The sequence below is a fragment of the Bradyrhizobium sp. 21 genome (assembly GCF_023073335.1).
Classification (GTDB): domain Bacteria; phylum Pseudomonadota; class Alphaproteobacteria; order Rhizobiales; family Xanthobacteraceae; genus Bradyrhizobium.
Window position 1 is genome coordinate 239,893 of record NZ_JADPJG010000032.1, and the last position, 17,342, is coordinate 257,234.

16 protein-coding genes are annotated in these 17,342 nt (G+C 64.6%); 10 read left to right on the plus strand and 6 right to left on the minus strand.

Annotated features, from left to right (window positions below; all coding sequences use genetic code 11):
• Positions 1-100: 100 nt before the first annotated feature.
• The 6 genes from fumC to IVB31_RS26435 all read left to right on the plus strand — a co-directional run bounded on the left by fumC (position 101) and on the right by IVB31_RS26435 (position 5,256).
• Positions 101-1,522 (plus strand): class II fumarate hydratase, encoded by a 1,422-nt coding sequence (gene fumC / locus IVB31_RS26410; RefSeq protein WP_247329709.1) that lies wholly within the window; start codon positions 101-103, stop codon positions 1,520-1,522.
• A 278-nt stretch (positions 1,523-1,800) separates the two neighbouring features.
• Complete coding sequence (locus IVB31_RS26415) at positions 1,801-1,989, plus strand: DUF4169 family protein (RefSeq protein ID WP_247329712.1); 189 nt, start codon at positions 1,801-1,803, stop codon at positions 1,987-1,989.
• Positions 1,986-2,240 carry a ribbon-helix-helix domain-containing protein gene (locus IVB31_RS26420; RefSeq protein WP_247329715.1) on the plus strand — a complete coding sequence of 85 codons (255 nt, stop codon included), beginning with the start codon at positions 1,986-1,988 and terminating at the stop codon, positions 2,238-2,240. The genes IVB31_RS26415 and IVB31_RS26420 overlap by 4 nt, the downstream gene beginning before the upstream one ends.
• 115 nt (positions 2,241-2,355) lie before the next feature.
• On the plus strand, positions 2,356-2,631 hold the full coding sequence (locus IVB31_RS26425) for a FeoA family protein (protein ID WP_247329719.1): 276 nt from the start codon (positions 2,356-2,358) through the stop codon (positions 2,629-2,631).
• A gap of 34 nt (positions 2,632-2,665) precedes the next feature.
• On the plus strand, positions 2,666-4,537 hold the full coding sequence (locus tag IVB31_RS26430) for a ferrous iron transporter B (protein WP_247329721.1): 1,872 nt from the start codon (positions 2,666-2,668) through the stop codon (positions 4,535-4,537).
• Between the two features lie 221 nt (positions 4,538-4,758).
• Positions 4,759-5,256 (plus strand): GNAT family N-acetyltransferase, encoded by a 498-nt coding sequence (locus IVB31_RS26435; RefSeq protein ID WP_247329724.1) that lies wholly within the window; start codon positions 4,759-4,761, stop codon positions 5,254-5,256.
• 174 nt (positions 5,257-5,430) lie between these two features.
• Here the strand turns inward: IVB31_RS26435 and IVB31_RS26440 are convergent, their stop codons facing one another.
• The 5 genes from IVB31_RS26440 to IVB31_RS26460 form a co-directional block, all read right to left on the minus strand.
• Positions 5,431-5,658, minus strand: a complete 228-nt coding sequence (locus IVB31_RS26440) for a hypothetical protein (RefSeq protein ID WP_247329726.1) — start codon at positions 5,656-5,658, stop codon at positions 5,431-5,433.
• Positions 5,659-5,918: 260 nt separating this feature from the next.
• Complete coding sequence (locus IVB31_RS26445; protein ID WP_247329728.1) at positions 5,919-6,152, minus strand: hypothetical protein; 234 nt, start codon at positions 6,150-6,152, stop codon at positions 5,919-5,921.
• Positions 6,153-6,174: 22 nt separating this feature from the next.
• Positions 6,175-7,293, minus strand: a complete 1,119-nt coding sequence (locus tag IVB31_RS26450) for a DUF2336 domain-containing protein (RefSeq protein ID WP_247329730.1) — start codon at positions 7,291-7,293, stop codon at positions 6,175-6,177.
• Between the two features lie 236 nt (positions 7,294-7,529).
• Entirely contained in the window at positions 7,530-11,219 is a 3,690-nt protein-coding gene (locus IVB31_RS26455; protein WP_247329732.1) for an AsmA-like C-terminal region-containing protein, read from the minus strand.
• A gap of 279 nt (positions 11,220-11,498) precedes the next feature.
• Complete coding sequence (locus IVB31_RS26460; protein ID WP_247329734.1) at positions 11,499-12,731, minus strand: cytochrome P450; 1,233 nt, start codon at positions 12,729-12,731, stop codon at positions 11,499-11,501.
• Between the two features lie 127 nt (positions 12,732-12,858).
• On the opposite strand from IVB31_RS26460, the gene IVB31_RS26465 reads away from it, so the two are divergent.
• Both IVB31_RS26465 and IVB31_RS26470 read left to right on the plus strand, forming a co-directional pair.
• A complete protein-coding gene (locus IVB31_RS26465; RefSeq protein ID WP_247329736.1) occupies positions 12,859-13,470 on the plus strand; it encodes a TetR/AcrR family transcriptional regulator in 612 nt (203 codons plus the stop codon).
• Between the two features lie 235 nt (positions 13,471-13,705).
• Positions 13,706-14,164 carry an MAPEG family protein gene (locus IVB31_RS26470; RefSeq protein ID WP_247330572.1) on the plus strand — a complete coding sequence of 153 codons (459 nt, stop codon included), beginning with the start codon at positions 13,706-13,708 and terminating at the stop codon, positions 14,162-14,164.
• Between the two features lie 3 nt (positions 14,165-14,167).
• On the opposite strand, the gene IVB31_RS26475 is transcribed toward IVB31_RS26470, so the two are convergent.
• Positions 14,168-16,171 carry a BTAD domain-containing putative transcriptional regulator gene (locus tag IVB31_RS26475; protein WP_247329738.1) on the minus strand — a complete coding sequence of 668 codons (2,004 nt, stop codon included), beginning with the start codon at positions 16,169-16,171 and terminating at the stop codon, positions 14,168-14,170.
• Positions 16,172-16,510: 339 nt separating this feature from the next.
• Here IVB31_RS26475 and IVB31_RS26480 point away from each other — a divergent pair, with 339 nt between their 5' ends.
• On the plus strand, positions 16,511-16,942 hold the full coding sequence (locus IVB31_RS26480; protein WP_247329741.1) for a hypothetical protein: 432 nt from the start codon (positions 16,511-16,513) through the stop codon (positions 16,940-16,942).
• A gap of 51 nt (positions 16,943-16,993) precedes the next feature.
• The gene (locus IVB31_RS26485) at positions 16,994-17,221 is read left to right on the plus strand and encodes a hypothetical protein (protein WP_247329745.1); all 228 of its coding nucleotides are present in this window, start codon (positions 16,994-16,996) and stop codon (positions 17,219-17,221) included.
• Positions 17,222-17,342: the final 121 nt, after the last annotated feature.

A 17,342-nucleotide genomic window follows, 5' to 3' on the forward strand; every position in this document is an offset into this window, starting at 1 on the left:
TAGGTTGGGCGCGAAGCCGTCGCGCCCCGCCAAACTGCCTATATAGAGAAGCACATGAAGAGGCCGCGCGGCATTTCGCGCGGCGGAATGGAATGTGCCCATGGCCAAGATCGCCCGCTCGAAAAACGCCCGCCCCGCGACCCGCACCGAAACCGACAGTTTCGGTCCCATCGAGGTCCCCGCCGATCGCTATTGGGGGGCGCAGACCGAACGCTCGCGCCAGAATTTCCGCATCGGCATCGATCGCATGCCGATCTCGCTGGTACATGCGCTAGGCATCGTCAAGCTCGCCGCGGCACAATCCAACCTTGAGCTCGGCCTGCTCGACCAGCGCCGCGCCAATGCGATCATCCGCGCCGCGCGCGAGGTGATCGAAGGCAAGCTGGACGACCATTTCCCGCTGGTGGTGTGGCAGACCGGCTCCGGCACCCAGAGCAACATGAACCTCAACGAGGTCATCGCCAACCGCGCCAATGAGCTCTTGGGCGGCGAGCTCGGCACCAAGAAGCCGGTGCATCCCAACGATCACGTCAACATGAGCCAGTCGTCGAACGATTCGTTCCCGACGGCGATGCACATCGCGGCCGCAAGCCGCATCAATGCCGATCTCGTTCCTGCCCTCGGCGAGTTGCTCCGCGCGCTGCGCAAGAAGGAGAAGGAGTTTTCCAAGATCGTGAAGATCGGCCGTACCCACACCCAGGATGCGACGCCGCTCACGCTCGGCCAGGAATTTTCCGGCTATGCCGCGCAGGTCGAAAGCGGCATCGCGCGACTCAAGGTCGCGGTGAAGGACCTCTATCCGCTGGCGCAGGGCGGCACCGCCGTCGGCACCGGCCTCAATTCGAGCCCTCGCTTCGCAAAACTGTTCGCAAAGCACGCGGCCAGCATCACCAAGCTTTCCTTCACCAGCGCCGCCAACAAATTCGAGGCGCTGGCCTCGAACGACGCCTATGTGCTGGTGCATGGCACCATCAACTCGGTCGCGACAGGCCTGTTCAAGATCGCCAACGACATCCGCCTGCTCGGATCGGGCCCGCGCTCGGGCCTCGGCGAGCTGATCCTGCCGGAGAACGAGCCGGGCTCATCGATCATGCCGGGCAAGGTCAATCCGACGCAGTGCGAGGCGATGACCATGGTGTGCTGCCAGGTGTTCGGCAATCACACCGCGATCACGGTCGCCGGCAGCCAGGGCCATTTCGAGCTCAACGTCTACAAGCCCGTGCTCGCCTACAACATGCTGCACTCGATCCGTTTGATGGCGGATGCGGCGCGCTCCTTCACCGAACATTGCGTCAGCGGCATCCGCGCCGACGAGAAGCGGATCAAGGAGCTGATGCAGCGCTCGCTGATGCTGGTGACGGCGCTCGCGCCGAAAATCGGCTACGACAACGCCGCCAAGGTGGCCAAGACCGCGCATGCCAACGGCACCACATTGAAGGAAGAAGCCCTTCGGCTCGGCTTCGTCTCGGCGGACGAGTTCGACCGCCTGGTCCGCCCGGAGAAGATGACCAGCCCGGGATAAAATTCCGAATTCCGATAGTCATCCGTAGTGATACGGACGCGGAGGCTGCAGAAATATGAGGCTTTGAGAGCGGGATTTGATTACCGTCAATGTTGCGGCGGGGCGGCGTGTTACGCAGCCCCTCTGCCCTCCACCGGGTGAGATTCATCGTTTGATGGTCCAAGGGGCCGATTGACGAGGACGAGCGAATGGCGATCAAGTCTTGCGGGGCGCGACGCGGCACCCAGTTTCTGAATGTTTCATCCTGCCTGAAGAGGAGCGGATGATGGAGACGCGGCATGGGGAACGTCATCAACCTGAATCGTTTCAGGAAGCGCGCCGAGCGGGAAACCTCGGCGAAGCAGGCGGACGCCAACCGGGCGAAGTTCGGCCGCACGAAGGCGGAACGGTCGGCGGAGCAGACGCGCGCGGACCAGGCGAAGGAGCACCTGGACCAGCATCAGATCGATCGCGAGGAGCAGCCATGAAGTCGCCCGTCGTGAAGCGGTCGATCGTCGTCGCCGGCCACAAGACCAGCGTCAGCCTGGAAGAGGCGTTCTGGAACGGCATGAAGGAGATCTCGGGCCTGCGCAACATGACGCTGTCCGAGCTGGTCGGCGAGATCGACGGCAACCGCCAGCAGGGCAATCTGTCCTCGGCGATCCGCCTGTTCGTGCTCGACTACTTCAAGAGCCGCGCCATGGCCGCCATCCAGTCGGAAAAGGTCCCGGCCCTGTAGGCTTTGGGGCCTCTCCCCAACGCGCCACGCCCTCTGCACTTTAAAATCACTCTAAGGTGCAGTTTCGGCGAGCCACCGCGCTTGACCTCGATGCCCTGCGTTGAAAATACAGGGCATGACCGACACCAATGATACGCGTTCGCAAATGCCGCTGGGTCTGGCCCAGCGCGGCTATACCGGAATCATTCAGCACCTTTCGGCCGGGGGTGCGGGTTCGGCACTCTCGGACATCGAGCTCGAGAGCCGGCTGATCGAGCTCGGCTTCGTCGAGGGTGCCCGGGTCGAGGTCCTGCACGAGGGGCTGGTCGGGCGCGACCCGATCGCCGTCCGTGTCGACAACATCACGATCGCGGTCCGCCGTCGTGAAGCCATGGCCATCATCGTCGCCTAGATAGCGACCGGACCCCGATCCAAGGCCTGATCCCATGGAATTACCCCTGCTGCATCTCGCCCTGGTCGGCACGCCAAACAGCGGCAAGACCTCGCTGTTCAATGCGCTGACCGGCAGCCGGCAGAAGGTCGCGAACTATCCCGGCGTCACCGTCGAGCGCAAGGAAGGCTTCTTCGTCACGCCGCTGGGACGCCAGGTCTCGGTGGTCGACCTGCCCGGCACCTATTCGCTGCGCGGGCGCAGTCCGGACGAGGAGATCACCCGCGACTTCGTGCTCGGCAAGGCCTCCGGCGAGACCGCGCCCGATCTCGTGCTGTGCGTGGCCGATTCAACCAATCTGCGGCTGACCATCCGCCTGCTGCTGGAGCTCAAGCGCACCGGACGGCCGATGGTCCTCGTGCTCAACATGTTCGACATCGCCACCCGCCGCGGCATCACAGTCGATGCCGAGCGGCTCGCCAAGGAACTCGGCGTGCCCGTGGTCACCTCGATCGCCGTGCGCAAGGGCGGCACCGCCGACCTGCTGACGCTGACCGACGAGATCTCGGCAAAACTCGCCGCCGAGCCGCAGGAGAACAATTGGCACGCGCTCAGCGTCGCCGAATTGCGCGCCACCCAGCGCGAGGCCGACCGCATCATCTCCGACTGCGTCAGCCTGCCTGCCAGCCCCGACACCTGGACCGCGCGCATCGATGCCGTCGTGCTGCATCCGGTCGGCGGCCTGATCGTGCTCGCGGCGATCCTGTTCGTGATGTTCCAGGCGGTGTTCGCCTGGGCGCAGCCGCTGATGGAGTTGCTCAATTCCGGCTTCGATGCGCTCGGCGAGTTCGTGCACGCCACCCTGCCCGCGGGCCTCTTGCAGAGCTTCCTTCAGAACGGCGTGATCTCGGGCGTCGGCAGCGTGATCGTGTTCCTGCCGCAGATCATCATCATCTTCCTGTTCATCCTGCTCTTGGAAGATTTCGGCTACATGGCGCGCGCCGCGTTCCTGATGGACCGCATCATGGGCGGCGCGGGGCTGCACGGCCGCGCCTTCATTCCGCTGCTGTCGAGCTTTGCCTGCGCCATTCCCGGCATCATGGCGACGCGCGTGATCGACAACAAGCGCGACCGGCTGACCACGATCCTGATCGCGCCGCTGATGACCTGCTCGGCGCGCATTCCCGTCTACACGCTGATCATCTCCGCCTTCATTCCGGCCAGGGACGTCTGGGGCTTCATCAACCTCCAGGGCCTCGTGATGTTCGGCCTCTATGCCGCCGGCATCGCCAGCGCGCTTGCCGTCTCGTTCCTGATCAAATTCTTCATGCTGCGCGACTATGCGCCGGCGCCCTTCATGCTGGAGCTGCCGGACTACAAGATGCCGCAGCTGAAATCGATCGCGATCGGCGTCTACACGCGCGCCAAGATGTTCCTGCACCGCGCCGGCACCACCATCTTCTCGATGATGGTGCTGATCTGGTTTTTGGCCTCGTTCCCGCAGCCGCCAGCGGGCGCGACCGAACCGGCGATCGACTTCAGCCTCGCCGCCATCATCGGCAAGGCGCTCGCGCCGCTGCTCGCGCCCGTCGGCTTCAACTGGCAGATCGCCGTCGCCCTGATCCCGGGCATGGCGGCGCGCGAGGTCGCGGTGGCGGCCCTCGGCACCGTCTATGCGATCGAAGGCGGCAAGGAAGCGGCCGAGCAGATCGGCCAGGTGCTGGCGACGAAATGGTCACTGGCGACCGCGCTGTCGATGCTCGCCTGGTACATCTTCGCCCCGCAATGCGCCTCAACGCTGGCCGTGATCCGGCGCGAGACAGGAAGCTGGACCTGGATGGCGGTCACCTTCGCCTACATGCTGGTGCTGGCCTATGCGGCGAGCCTCGTGACCTACAACGTCGCGGTCGCGTTAGGTGCGGGGTAGCCCCCTCGAAACTAAAACTGCGAAAACAACCCCATGCACAGTAGACGGGGACTGTGAAATCAATGGCTTACGCGCGTGCAGAAATCATCCGAGCGTAAGCCCGGATGCAGACTACGGACTGCGCCGGTTGACCCGTCGGGCAAAACAGGAGCAGGATGGCATGATCACCCCGCAACGATAGCGCGATCGACGACCCGCCCCGGAAGCGGCTATCTGTCTCCATGAATCATTTCAGCACCAACAGACTGACCGCCGAGAAACTCCGCGAAGATCACCTCTCCGACCTCGTCGCGCTGCATCTCGATCCCGATGTGTCCCGCTATCTCGGCGGTGTGCGCTCGGCGGAAAAAACGGAAAAATACCTCGCCGTCAACATGGCCCACTGGGATCAACACGGCTTCGGATTGTGGGTGCTGCGAACGAAAGACGGAGCATTCGCCGGACGGGCGGGCATCCGGCACATCCTGGTGGACGACATCGACGAGATCGAGATTTTCTACGCGTTCACGCGCAGCCTCTGGGGCCGGGGATTTGCGAGCGAGATCGCAACCGCGCTGACGCGCATCGGGCTGTCAGAGCTTGCGCTGCCGTCCCTGATCGGCATCGTCTATGTCGGCAACGGCGCATCGCGCCGCGTGCTGGAGAAGTCGGACTATGTCCTCGAGCGGAGCACGAACCGCCACGGGGAGGACGTCGTGATCTACCGCATCCGGCGGTGAGAGCCGCAAGCTCGTAGGAGGCGGCCTGAAGCTCAGCCGGTGCGCAGCCTGGCGTGCACAAGAGCCAAATACATCACCCCTCGACAGACCGACCCACAGGTGCGGCGAATCTCGCGACAACCGGTTGAAGAGGCCGCCGGCCGAGGCGGCCTCTCGCACGAGGTCGGCGTCAAATCACTTGGTGTAGCCCTGGCTCGTACACCACCACATGGCGTCAGCCGAGCTCGAACCATGCTCTATGACGTATTTTCGGCACGCTTCGTAATTGACAGCATAACGCTTGGCACACGGGACGGAGGAAATGGTGCCGCCACTGAAGGAGCATTTGTATTGGGCATTTGCCGCCGGCATTGACAGGGTTGCGACGGCGAGCCCGACGACGAGGAAAGCGAAGGTCTTCATGGCTATCCCTCCCGAATCCAGGGACAGCAAACGCTATCCCAGGTAGAATGATAGCACGCCTTCGACTGCATTTGTCCGATGAGTGCCGCTCGGAATCGGGGAGGTGCCTTGCGAAAATGCTGCCTTTCACCGGGTCTGCCGGAGGGGGGGAGCACAGCGAAATCCGGGGCATCGCGCCGGTGGATACGGCGGTCCCGGGTGCGCGGAGCCTGTCATCGGGCGGCGCTTCGCGCCGGGCCGTTGGCTCCGGCTGCGGAGCCTTACCGAAAATACCCCAGCACGAGATCGACATCCGCGCTGCCGGCCACCGTGCCGTTCAGCTCGGCGTCGATGACGCGGCGGCAGGCTTCGATCGCGGCGTGGTCGCCGAGATCGTTGGCGGCTTCCAGCACGAGCCAGGCGGCGTCGACCGAGGCCTTGTCCGGGGCCGACCCGCCGATGTCGGCGCTGAGGGTCTTGGTCTTGCGGACGGCAGTACCGAATTGAGGCAACATTGCTGATACTCCCTCTTCCCGCTCAGTGAACCTGGAGCTCGGGCTGACGGCCCGCATCGGCACCCGTGCCGGTCTTGCGCGACTGGTAGAACTTCAAAACGCTGCGCGAGCTCTCGATCTTGAGCCGGCCGAAATCGCGCTCGTTGTCGTGCAGCTCACGCGCCGTGATCAGATGATCCTTGGCGCCCAGGAACAGCAGCGACATCGTCGTGTCCCAGGAGAAGTCGAGCGCCTTGCACAGCACCAGGATCATCTCGCGGTTGCGGTCCATCATCGCACGCTCGATCACGTCGACCGGCAGCGACGACAACAGTGACAGGCCGATCTGCACCTCGTCGAAGCGGTGCTGGCGCGCATAGTTCGAGATTGAATCCTGGTTGAGGTTGCCCTGCCGGTACTGCGTCGTCACCACGCGCTTGGCGACGAAATAGCTGCGCGAGGACGGGCCGAACTTGGACTGCAGATCGCCGGTGACCTCGGTCACCGAGCTTTGGATCTGCGACATCATCTCGGGGCGCTCGGTCTCGAGCCGACGGCGGACGTCCTCCGACGCCTTCGAGATGAGCTGCTGGAAGATGTGCCGCGGCACGTCCTTGCGCAGGCCCAGTTGCTCAGCAAGGATCGAGTCGCCTTCGGCGCGGCGGACCATGTGCAGAAGGCCCGAACCGGAGAAGCGCGCGCCCTCGTTCCTGGCGACTGACGTGACGACCTCCTGGTCGCCCCGCTTGACCAGCACGTCGGTGACGGCCTCGCCGATCGACTGGCGCTGGGCGATCGCGAGCAGGTGCGACTGGCCCTTGGTCATGGCGCTCTCGACCAGCATCTTCTCGTCGATGCGGCTGGAGTCGCGCAGCACGGGACCGGCAACGGCGATCTCGTCGTCGAGCGCGAGCTTTTCGATGACGTTGAGCGGGGCGTGATCGCACGCCGACATCAACTCCGAGAGCTGCGCGCGCGCGGCGACCTCGATCTCGTCGGCAAGCCGGCCGATGACCTCGCCGAACATGCTGATCTCGTCGTCGCTGTAGCGGCCGGTGATCAGGATGTCGGTCGCGTGCCACAACGCCTTCGACCGGCTTTCGTCGGTGCCGCGCGCGATCGCGTCGTCCAGATCCTGTAGAAGCGTTTTCGCCCCGTTCATCTCATACCCCAGTTCTTGGTCGTTCTTTGGCTGACGCGATGCCGAATTCCTCTGGGATCGAGACTAGGGAACAAACGCGCAGATCCGGTAAAACCGTTGCAGCAGTTTTGTCGACGAGAATTCGTTCAAATGCGAAGGAATGCGTTTACCGCCGGGCCATAAGCAAGGTGCGCCCCTTTCCCGCAAGCGGAGAGGTGAGCGGGCCCGCGGCTCGATCTCTGCAAGCTAGCGTCGCCTCACGGATTCGACGGCGTCAGCACCAACGGCGGCTTCGGCCTGGGCTTTGCGGGCGCAGGGCCTGGAGCGGGCCGCACATCGATGGGCGGCGGGAGCGGGGCGACCTGCTGGCTCGCAAGCGGCGGGCTCGCGAGTGGCGGACTTGTGAGTGCAGGACTTGTGAGTGCAGGACTTGTGAGTGGCGGATTTGGCACGGCAGGAGCTGCCTGCGGGGCCTTTGGGGTCGGTGCGACCTTGGGCTTCGGCGGTGCACGGCGCGGATCGCGACCCGGCATCGGTACATCCAGCAGCGACGAATCCGGCACGGGGTCTGGCGAGACCAGCGTCGGCAGCGCCGCCGTCGCCGGCGGCGGTTCGCCGCGCTCGATGGCATCCAGACGGCGCGTCTCGCGATCGATCATGCGCACCGCAAGCCACGACGACAGCGGCGCGACATCGACGGTGCGATTCATCTTGTCGGGAGGACCTGCCGCAAACAGCTGGATTTCCGGCGGCGCGCCGGAGAGACCTGTCATGATCGGCGTCAGGCTGGCGCGGATGTCGGCCTGGTCGGCGGGGATGTCGTAGCCGCCGGAGACGATGGCACGGGCGTTCTTTGCTTCCAGCGGCGTTGCGCCGACGCGCAGGCGTCCGTCGCGGATCGTGAACGGGATCTGCGCCGAGGCCACCGCAATCGGGCCTGCCGACAGCGCGGGCTCGACCAGTTGCCGCAGCCTGTTGTCGTCGGCGACCTGCCCGCCGTCGCTGGCGCGGATGGCGATCTCGAAGGCGCGGGGATTGAGGCCGGCGATCTCGGCGGACTCGAGGGTCACCGTGCCATTGCCGGCGAGCGCGCCCGTCAGCGCTGCGACGCTGCGGCCCTGGCTGGTCAGCGCCATCTGCACCGAGGCGCGGCCCTTCGGCAGCGCGAGGTTGCGATAGCGCAGCACCGCCGCATCGACATTGCCGAGGTCGATACGCGCGTTCAACGTCAGACCATTGGCGCCATTGCGCGCATCAAGGCTGGCCGAGATTTCACCGCCGCCGATGCCGCCCTTCAGCGCATCGAGCGCGAGCGACTGACCGTCGCTCCGGATCGTGCCGCTGAAGGGGCGCAGCTCGATGCCGCCGGGCAATGTGCCGTGCAACGCCTGGAAGGCGACGCGGCCGCGCCAGCCACCGAGAAGGCCCGCACTCAGCGGCTCGCCGGCATCGTGTCCGGCCGCGCCGACGGCCATCGCGAGCGCCGGCATGAGGTCGAGCGTGTCCAGGCCGATTTCGCCGTCGACGCTCTTCTCCTGATCGAGCGACACCGAAAGATGGCCGCGCAGATGCGAGCCGGCCGCGCTGCCGTCGAGATCGTCGAGGGTCAGACGATTGCCGGAGAGGCCGACGCGCGAGGACAGGTTGACGGCCTGCACCGATTTGTCGGCCGGACTGGTCCCGAACAATGGGGCCAGATTGGCATTGCGCACGCGCAGATTCACGCTCGCCTTAAGCTCGGACGATTTGGGCTCCGACAATTCGACGCTGCCTTGCGCGTCCGCGTCCAGCCCGCCGCCGCTGAGCTTGGCGTTCAATTGCGCAGGCCGGCGCCACGCGCCGCTTAACCGGCCTTCGAGCTGCGAAGCGCCCTCGCCTGCGGCCACCACGCGATCGAGCCCGAGCAACGCCAGCAGTGCACTGGCCTGCGGTGTCGAGACTTTCGAGTCCAGCGTGAAGTCGCTGTTGCGCAAGCGGTCGACATCGATGCCGTTGACGGCGGCAACCGGCGTCTGCGCGACCAGCGTCGCGGTGGCCTTGAGCTGTGGCGCGTCGAGATCGAACACGACGCGCGCGTCGTTGCGATCGGCATGCTCGGCGTTCTTGTCGAGGCTGAGGTCGAGCTTCAGCCGCGTCGCGCCGGGCAATGATGGGATGGCATCGAACCGCGCGCGCACCGAAGGCGCAAACGGCTCGAGCAGCGCGGTGAGCTCGCGCAGCGAATTGGCGGAGGATTTCAGCGCCAGCTTGCCGGTGGCCCTGGTGCGATCGAAATTGCCGCTCGCTTCGGTGGTGACGCCGCTGGCCTGGCCGAAGCGCAACTGCTCCAGCGACAGCGCCGCCGGACCGTAGCCGAGTTTTGCGGTGAATGGCCGCAACTCCTGGCCGGCCGAGATCGCGCGGCCGATATCGAGCGAGAGCTTCGCTTCCTCCGGCCATTCGCCCTGCGGCCCCGCGAGCGCGCGTGCAAAACTTGCGGCGGCATCGAGGTCGAGACGGTCGGCCTTGAGCTCGGCGTCGATCCGCGAGCCCTTGCTCGCGCCGGTCTGGACGAAGGCGATGCGGCCCTCAACCGCGCCGCCCTCGATCTCGGCCTTCAGCCCGTCGATGGCGAAATGGTTGGCGGCGATGGTCACGTCGCCGGCAAGCCGCAGGGGCCGCGTGCTGCGGCGGTTGACCTCGCTGCGGCCCTGGAGCCAGGCCACCAGCGTATCGGGGTCGGACGATTCGATGCTGAGGCGGCCGCTGAAACTGTCGGCGCCGGGCGTCGCGCCGTTGAGCGAGAGCTGCGTCATGCCGGGCGCGCGCAGCTCGAGCCGCTGGAAGGTCCAGGACCTGCCGTCGGTCTGAAGCTCGGCAGTGATGTTCTGGAGCGGACGGCCGCCGAGCATGATCTGATCGGAGTTGAACTCGATCTGCGCCGGAATCGGTGCCTGCGGGATTGCGGCGAGGCCCGCCCGGAGCGCCGGCATGACGCGCTGCGGATCGGCATCGTCCTTGGCCGTCAGCTTGTCGGCATCGACCTGTCGCGCCGACAGCACCGCGCGCAGCAGCGGCGAGGTGCCGAATTTGAGATCGCCGACGCCGCCGAACTTCAGCGCGGTGTCGTCAGGGCCAAAGCTGGCATCGACCTGGTCGAACTTGGCGCCGGCCGGATCCGCCTTGAGCTTTGTCGTGAGCTTCCAGGGCGTCGGTCCGGCCTGGCCCGGCTTCTTCGCGGCCGGCACCGCGAGCGTCAGTGCGCCCTCGAATTTCGGCAGGCGGTTGTCGAAGGCGAGCACGCCTTCGAGATCGGCAAGAATGGCGCGCTCGCCGGGATCGATGTTGAGGTGGAGACGGGTGGCGTTGCCGTCGGCGCTCGGGCCGGAGGAGATGCGGAACGGATAGCGCACCCCGGCGGCGGTGAAACTACCGTCGCCACGAACCGATCCGGCCAGCGAGCGCACGTCGCCGGAGAAGGCGATGTCGCTCAGCTCCAGCGTCGAACGGCTGGCGGCGTCATGCAGTGCGATGCGGCCGGTGAGGTTCAGCCGCTCGATCGCCAGCGAGGCCAGATTGAAGGTGCCGCTCGCGGTGGACGGCAAATCGACCCGCCCTTTGGCGTCGAGGCCGAGATCCACCGCCATGCCATTGACCGAAAGCTCGGTGGCGCGCCATTCGCCGCGCATCAGGGAGCTCAGGCTGAACTCGACGTCGAGCTTGTCGGCGCGCAGCCGGCCGAGATCGTTGTTGCCGCCGAACGTGACCGCGCGCAGCCGCAGCGTCGGCGCCGGCAACAGCCGCGCGTCGAGCTCGCCCGCCACCCGCACCGGCACGCCGATGATCCTGCCAGCCTCCGCTTCGAACTGGGGCCTGAACTGGTTCCAGTCGATGAAGTAAGGCCCGATCAGCGCGGCCAGCAGCGCAATGATGAAGGCAATCGCCAATCCGAGCAGCGTCGTCTGCACGGGTCTCCCCTCGGCCAAACCGGATGCGGGCCTTGCCTGAGCCTCAGGGCCTCAGACGTACCGGAACAGCCCCTTATATAGGGGGAAGTGTGGCGAAGTCACAGCGACTGTTGCGCGCGGAGGTTAACGCCGGTGTGCGACCCTCATGGTGAGGAGGCGCGAAGGGCCGTCTCGAACCATAGAGGCCCCGCTCTCGCCCCGCGGCCATCCTTCGAGACGCCCGCCTTGCGGGCTCCTCAGGATGAGGGCCAGTGCTCGCAGGACCAGTGCCGGCGGCTATCACCAGCTTGCCGGAAGCTGCTTCAGGCCGCGCAGCACGAAGGTGGACCGCCATTCCGGGTTTTCGACGTCGTCGATGCGCAAATCCGGCAACCGCCGCAACAGCGTGGCGATGGCGATCTCGGCCTCGATGCGCGCCAATTGGGCCCCCAGGCAGAAATGGATGCCGCCGCCGAACGACAGCGGCCTCACATTCTGCCGGGTGACGTCCAGCCGGTCGGGCCGGTCGGGATAGACCGCGGGGTCGCGGTTGGCCGAGCCGAGCAGGCAGAGCACGGTCTCGCCCTTGGGGATCTTCGCGCCGCCGAGATCGTCGATCTCCTCCAGCGCGACGCGCCCGGTCATCTGCACCGAGGAATCGTAGCGCAAGAACTCCTCGATCGCCCCCACCATCAGTTCCGGCCGCGCCTTCAGGAGCGCGAGCTGGTCCGGATTGCGATGCAGCGCGAGCAGGCCATTGCCGATCAGATTGACCGTGGTCTCGTGGCCGGCGCCAAACAGCAGGATGATGTTGGCGGTCAGCTCCTCATTGGTGAGCTTGTTGCCGTCTTCCTCGGCCTGCACCAGCTGGGTGATGAGGTCGTCGCCGGGAGTCTTGCGGCGCAGCTCGAACAGCTGCTGGAAGTACATCTGCGCCATCATGTTGCTGGCGTTGCCCTTGGCGATCTCCTCCGGAGAGAGCGGCACGGGGTCGAGCAGCCGGCCGCCGTCGCGCGAGCTGTTATAGAAGGTCTCGCGATGATCCTCGGGGATGCCGAGCATGTCGCAGATGATGGTCACCGGCAGGCGGAAGGCAAAGTCCTCGATCAGGTCCATGCGGCCGCGATCGACCACTGCATCGATGGCCTGGTCGACGATCGCCTGGATGCGCGGCCGCATGTCCTCGACGCGGCGGGCGGTGAAGGCCTTCACGACCAGGCCGCGGAGGCGGGTGTGGTCGGGCGGATCGGCCTGCAGCATCCAGTGGCTCATGCTGCGGAAGACCGGCTCCTCCATGATCTTCTCGCTATAGCGGCGCTTGGAGCGTTCGACAAAATCCTTGCCGAAGCGCTTGTCGCGCAGCACGAGGCTGACCTCGGCATGGCGGCTGGCGACGAACTGGCCGAACGGCGTCACGTGGATCGGATCGATCCTGCGCAGCCGCTCATAGTGCGGATAGGGATTTCGGATGAAGTCCGGCGACAGCGGGTTGAACAGCGGTGCGCCGCCTGCGCCTTGCACGTGCTCGTTCATGGTGACCTCCAACGGGTTGCCGCATGACACGAAACGCCCGCAGTTCCTGTTGCGCGGCGTAACCATCCCTGAATTATCAACTCGATACATTGTTGTATCGAGTTGCATTCTGCCCTAAACTGCGCCGATGTCAAGGGTGAGAACCAGGCCGACCAGAGACGACACGCGCGACAAACTGTTCGAGGCGGCCGCGCGCGTGTTCGAGGAAGACGGCATCGGCGGCGCCAGCATCGAGACGATCGCGGCCGCAGCGGGCTTCACCCGCGGCGCCTTCTATTCCAACTTCAAGAGCAAGGACGAGCTGATCATCGCCATGCTCGAGGATCATGTCGAACAGTCGATCCGGCGCAACATGGACATCCTCGCGCAGCACGACAATCTCGACGACTTCATCGCGGCGCTGAAGGCGATGGACCGCACCAGGCAGGACCCGCTCGGCCGCTCGCCCCTCCTCCACATGGAGATGATCCTGTTCGTCGCGCGCGCCGAAAAGCGCCGCCCCGAACTCGCCAAACGCCTGCGCGCGCGGCGCAAGCTGGTCGCCGACATCGTCGAGGCGACGCTAAAGGACAACGCGAAGGGCGACAATCTGAACCCGCCCTGGATGGCGTCTGTCGTGCTGGCGCTGGAAGACGGCTTTCGCCTGCACCGGCTGATCGATCCGGAGACCACGCCGGCCGACAGCTTCTTGCGCGCGATCACGGATTTGCGGCGGAGAACGGGGCTGGCGTCGGATTAGGGTGACGGCTTCGGAAGTTCGTCGCGCTTTCTCGCGCGATCGGCCTTGTGAAACGGGTCAACCGCCACTCAGCGTGCGGCTGACACGGGTCACGATCGCATCCCACTGCCCCGAGAGCTCGGGTGCGTAGCGCGAACGCTGGGCTATCCGCGGCCTGGTGACGTCGTTTACTTGGTGGTACGACGCGGTCGCGCGTGTCATATAGACACGTCAGAGGGGAGCCAAATTGGACAGAATGAATCTTCACGATCCCCTTTTCGCCACGTATGTCGTTGCTGCCTGCCTGATGATCTTGAAGGCCGTGGCGATGTCATGGCTGACGGTGATCCGCATGGTGCAGGCCAATGGGGGTTACCGTTCGCCGGAGGACATCAAGAAGACCCCGATGAATCCCGCGCCAGATCCGGCGCAGCTTCTTCCCAACGAACGCGTCGAGCGAATTCGCCGGATCCAGATGAACGATCTCGAGAGCCTACCCTACTTCCTGGTCGCGGGCCTTCTCTATGTCCTCACACAGCCGTCGCTACGGCTCGCGCAGTGGCTGCTCTACGGCTACGTCGCCTCACGCCTGCTCCATTTTCTGGCGTATCTCACCGGGCAAATCCACGAAGTTCGCGCGACGCTGTGGACGGCCGGCTCGCTCATCCTGGTCTTCATGACCGTTCGCACGCTTCTCGTTGCACTCGGCGCTTGACGCTCAATCGGCCACACCGGCGACCTGCTGGGCTGAAAGGTAGCGTTCGAGAACGTCGTTTTGCTTGAAAAAGCGCATGGCGCGCAGATCGCGGATCGTTGTTTTTTGTGCCGCATCGCGACGCCGCGTGATCTCGCGGGCTTCTTCCAGGCGGCCGGCGGCGACCAGATTGGCCGCCAACATACGATGGCCGGTGCCATTGCCCGGATTGTGCCGAACCGACTTGCGTGCCCAGGCAATGCCATCCTCATGGCGCCCGAGCGCAAAGCAGGACGCCGTCAATCCTGTCATCCACAAATGCAGCATGCTGTCGTAGGGACTGAGGACGAGAGAACGATGAAGGCATGCGACGGCGTTCTCGTATTCGCCTGCCATACTATCGATCATTCCGAGCACACCCCACGCAAAGGCGGAACTGGGATTGAGCCTCACGGCCTCGCTGGCATGAATACGCCCCTGATCGTTGTCGCCGGCCGGCCCAAAGAGTGTGAAGCCATATACCGCATGGGCAAAAGCGTCCGTGCCGTCCTGCTCGACGGCGCGGCGCGCCAGACCGAGCGCCTCGGCCGCGCCGTCCGCCGGTGTGTGCGCGCCAAGCGGCGGAGCCATGACCAGTCCCCAAGCCAGCGCCGCGAGCGTCGGCGTACGCGCCGGATCAAGGCGGAGAGACTGTCGAAGCAAGTCCATCGCCTTGGCGATGTCCTCACGGGTGCCGCCCCATAGGTGATGAAGGGCACGCAAATAAAGATCATACGCAGAAAGATTGGTTGGCGGCTTGCGGCGTGCTCGTTGGATCTCGGCGCTACGAACGGCGGGATCGACGACCGCAGCGACACTGCTGCTGACGTCATCCTGAAGATCAAAGATGTCGGTCAGTGGGCGGTCATAGCGATCGGACCAGACCTGAGCCTCACTGCCGGTATGGGTCAGCTCGGCCGACACGCGAATGCGGCTGCCGGCCTTGCGTATATGGCCGCTCAAGACGTACTGGACGCCGAGTTGTTGCGCAATCTGCTGGCTGGTCATTCCCTTGTCCCGGAGGGCAAAGCTCGACCCATGCGCAATCACCACGAGTTCGCGAAAGCGCGACAAGGCCGTGATGATGTCCGCAGTGACGCCGTCGGCGAAATAGTTCTGTTCGGGGTCACCGCCCATGTTCCTGAATGGTAGAACCACCAAGGACGGCTTCTCGCCGTGCATGATGAGCGCCAGCGGGGGTGAGACCTCTGGCGCGACCTCAGCCGCTGCCGGCACGACGTCCTGCGCGTGATTGCTGCGCAGTTCCGCGGCCAGCGATTTGGTTGCCAGATCGGGCTCGGTGCTCAGCTCGCGCTTCAGCAAGGCAACGATGTCCCGATAATATTTGAGCGCCTCGGCGGTACGTCCGGTTGCGGACAAAGCGCGCATGATCAAGCGATGCGAATCTTCGCGCATGTCATTGAGTGCATTGGCGCGCTGGCCGACTCGCAGGGCTTGCTCCGCACGTCCCTCAGAGAGCTCGAGCTCGCCGAGCGTCACCAGAGCGCCCAGCGCCAGCTCCGATAACCGCTCACGTTCGCCGGTCACCCATTCGCTCCAGCTTTCTTCGCCGACGCTGATGTCATCAGCCATGCGCCCGCGATAGAGGTCCGCCGCCGCACTCAAGGCATCACGGCTCCCCTCCCGGACAAGCCCCTCAAATTGGCTCACATCGCATGCGATCAGTGTGGCATTCAACGATACGAATTCGCCATCGCTCTGTAGAGCATCCTGGCCCAGGATTTGACGCAGCTTGAAGAGCGCTTGCCGCAGATTTTGCTTCGCTTGCGCATCGAGGTGAGATCCCCACAGCAAGGTCGACAGCTTTTCGCGTGACTGCGGGTGAGGCGCCATGCAGGCCAGAAAAGCGAGCAATCCCGCGAGTTTCTTGTTGGGCAAGCTGACGGCGCCATCCCGGCCTGTCAGTACAAAACGTCCCAGAAGCGACAGCGTAAAATTTGGGCGTGACGTAGACGTCGCTTTGGCCAATCCGCCTCCGATTTAATCAGTCGCACTCTGTCGTATACATTCTACACGAATTGCCAGCTTTGCGCACATTATTAACGTGCCGATGACGGTGGAGTAACGCCAGCGAAGACGATCGCAGGTTCTGATCGCATTGCGACGGGATGCCGATTGGTGAATCGGCGCTCGGCAATTTCATCGGGAAGCAGTCATGCGCGCGCGTCACCTCCTAGCGTTGGTCGCCATCCTTTTCGTAGCCCTTGCGGGGATCGACGCCGCGCTGACGGTCTTTGCCGCTCCAAGAGCCATGGCCGCATCGGACTCGGCACCTCCGGTCGCACCGCTCCTATTCGGAGGCGACTGATGGACTCCGACTTCACAATGGCCATCAAGCAGGAGATCGCATTGGCCAACTTCGACGATCGAACTCTCGATTGGCGTGAAGCTACTGACAACACGGCCCAGAGATGGCCGCGGCATCAGCCTTCCTGTCTCTCGGTGGAGGAATCGACGGTGACGCACGCGTCATTTGCTGAGGCCGCAACCACGTCCCGGGCAAGGTCCCAAGCGCGCATCCCCGACGCTATTGCCCCTGCAAGGGATTTTCATCCGCGCAGCCTGGCGCCCCTCACGCTGTTCGTCACCTGGTACCAGCGCGCCTGCTTCAGGGCAGAGCTGCTTGCCGACCTCAGGGACCGGCCCGAATACCTCAACGACATCGGGATTTGCCGGCACGAGGCGACGTCCGAAACCACCCGATTCTTCTGGGAGCCGATCCTGCTTAGGCCCAGCTAGAGGCGACTGAGTGGACTCCAACATCACATGGCCGTCAAACAGGAGGTCGCATTGACCGATATCGCGCAAATACGATCGCAACCGCACGCTTTTCTTTCAACCGAGCAGGAAGGGCGAACTGCCACGACTTCGAGAATTGGGCCGGTCGCATTCTATGGACTGATCCTGACGCTGTTGATCGGCTTCGCTGCAACGAGCCAAAGGCCTCGCGAATACCAGGCCAATCTCGCTTCGGATGATTTCGTCACCCATTACGTTTCGAACCCGCCGCTCCCGTAAGCGAACACCGCCGCCGTACCTGGCCCTGCCAGCAAACGCGGCGGCAGATTTCAATGCAGGTTTCAATCGTTTCAGGATTGCGGGCATGGGCGCGCACCCGGTTGCGCCATGCCGCGCAGCA

What these genes read in the sequence shown, in the direction of transcription:
- fumC (WP_247329709.1), top strand. Translation starts at nt 101, where the DNA reads ATGGCCAAGATCGCCCGCTCGAAAAACGCCCGCCCCGCGACCCGCACC.
- IVB31_RS26480 (WP_247329741.1), top strand. Translation starts at nt 16,511, where the DNA reads ATGGACTCCGACTTCACAATGGCCATCAAGCAGGAGATCGCATTGGCC.
- IVB31_RS26450 (WP_247329730.1), bottom strand. Translation starts at nt 7,293, where the DNA reads ATGAACGGGGCGAAAACGCTTCTACAGGATCTGGACGACGCGATCGCG.
- IVB31_RS26420 (WP_247329715.1), top strand. Translation starts at nt 1,986, where the DNA reads ATGAAGTCGCCCGTCGTGAAGCGGTCGATCGTCGTCGCCGGCCACAAG.
- IVB31_RS26465 (WP_247329736.1), top strand. Translation starts at nt 12,859, where the DNA reads ATGTCAAGGGTGAGAACCAGGCCGACCAGAGACGACACGCGCGACAAA.
- IVB31_RS26445 (WP_247329728.1), bottom strand. Translation starts at nt 6,152, where the DNA reads ATGTTGCCTCAATTCGGTACTGCCGTCCGCAAGACCAAGACCCTCAGC.
- IVB31_RS26435 (WP_247329724.1), top strand. Translation starts at nt 4,759, where the DNA reads ATGAATCATTTCAGCACCAACAGACTGACCGCCGAGAAACTCCGCGAA.
- IVB31_RS26440 (WP_247329726.1), bottom strand. Translation starts at nt 5,658, where the DNA reads ATGAAGACCTTCGCTTTCCTCGTCGTCGGGCTCGCCGTCGCAACCCTG.
- IVB31_RS26425 (WP_247329719.1), top strand. Translation starts at nt 2,356, where the DNA reads ATGACCGACACCAATGATACGCGTTCGCAAATGCCGCTGGGTCTGGCC.
- IVB31_RS26430 (WP_247329721.1), top strand. Translation starts at nt 2,666, where the DNA reads ATGGAATTACCCCTGCTGCATCTCGCCCTGGTCGGCACGCCAAACAGC.
- IVB31_RS26460 (WP_247329734.1), bottom strand. Translation starts at nt 12,731, where the DNA reads ATGAACGAGCACGTGCAAGGCGCAGGCGGCGCACCGCTGTTCAACCCG.
- IVB31_RS26415 (WP_247329712.1), top strand. Translation starts at nt 1,801, where the DNA reads ATGGGGAACGTCATCAACCTGAATCGTTTCAGGAAGCGCGCCGAGCGG.
- IVB31_RS26470 (WP_247330572.1), top strand. Translation starts at nt 13,706, where the DNA reads ATGAATCTTCACGATCCCCTTTTCGCCACGTATGTCGTTGCTGCCTGC.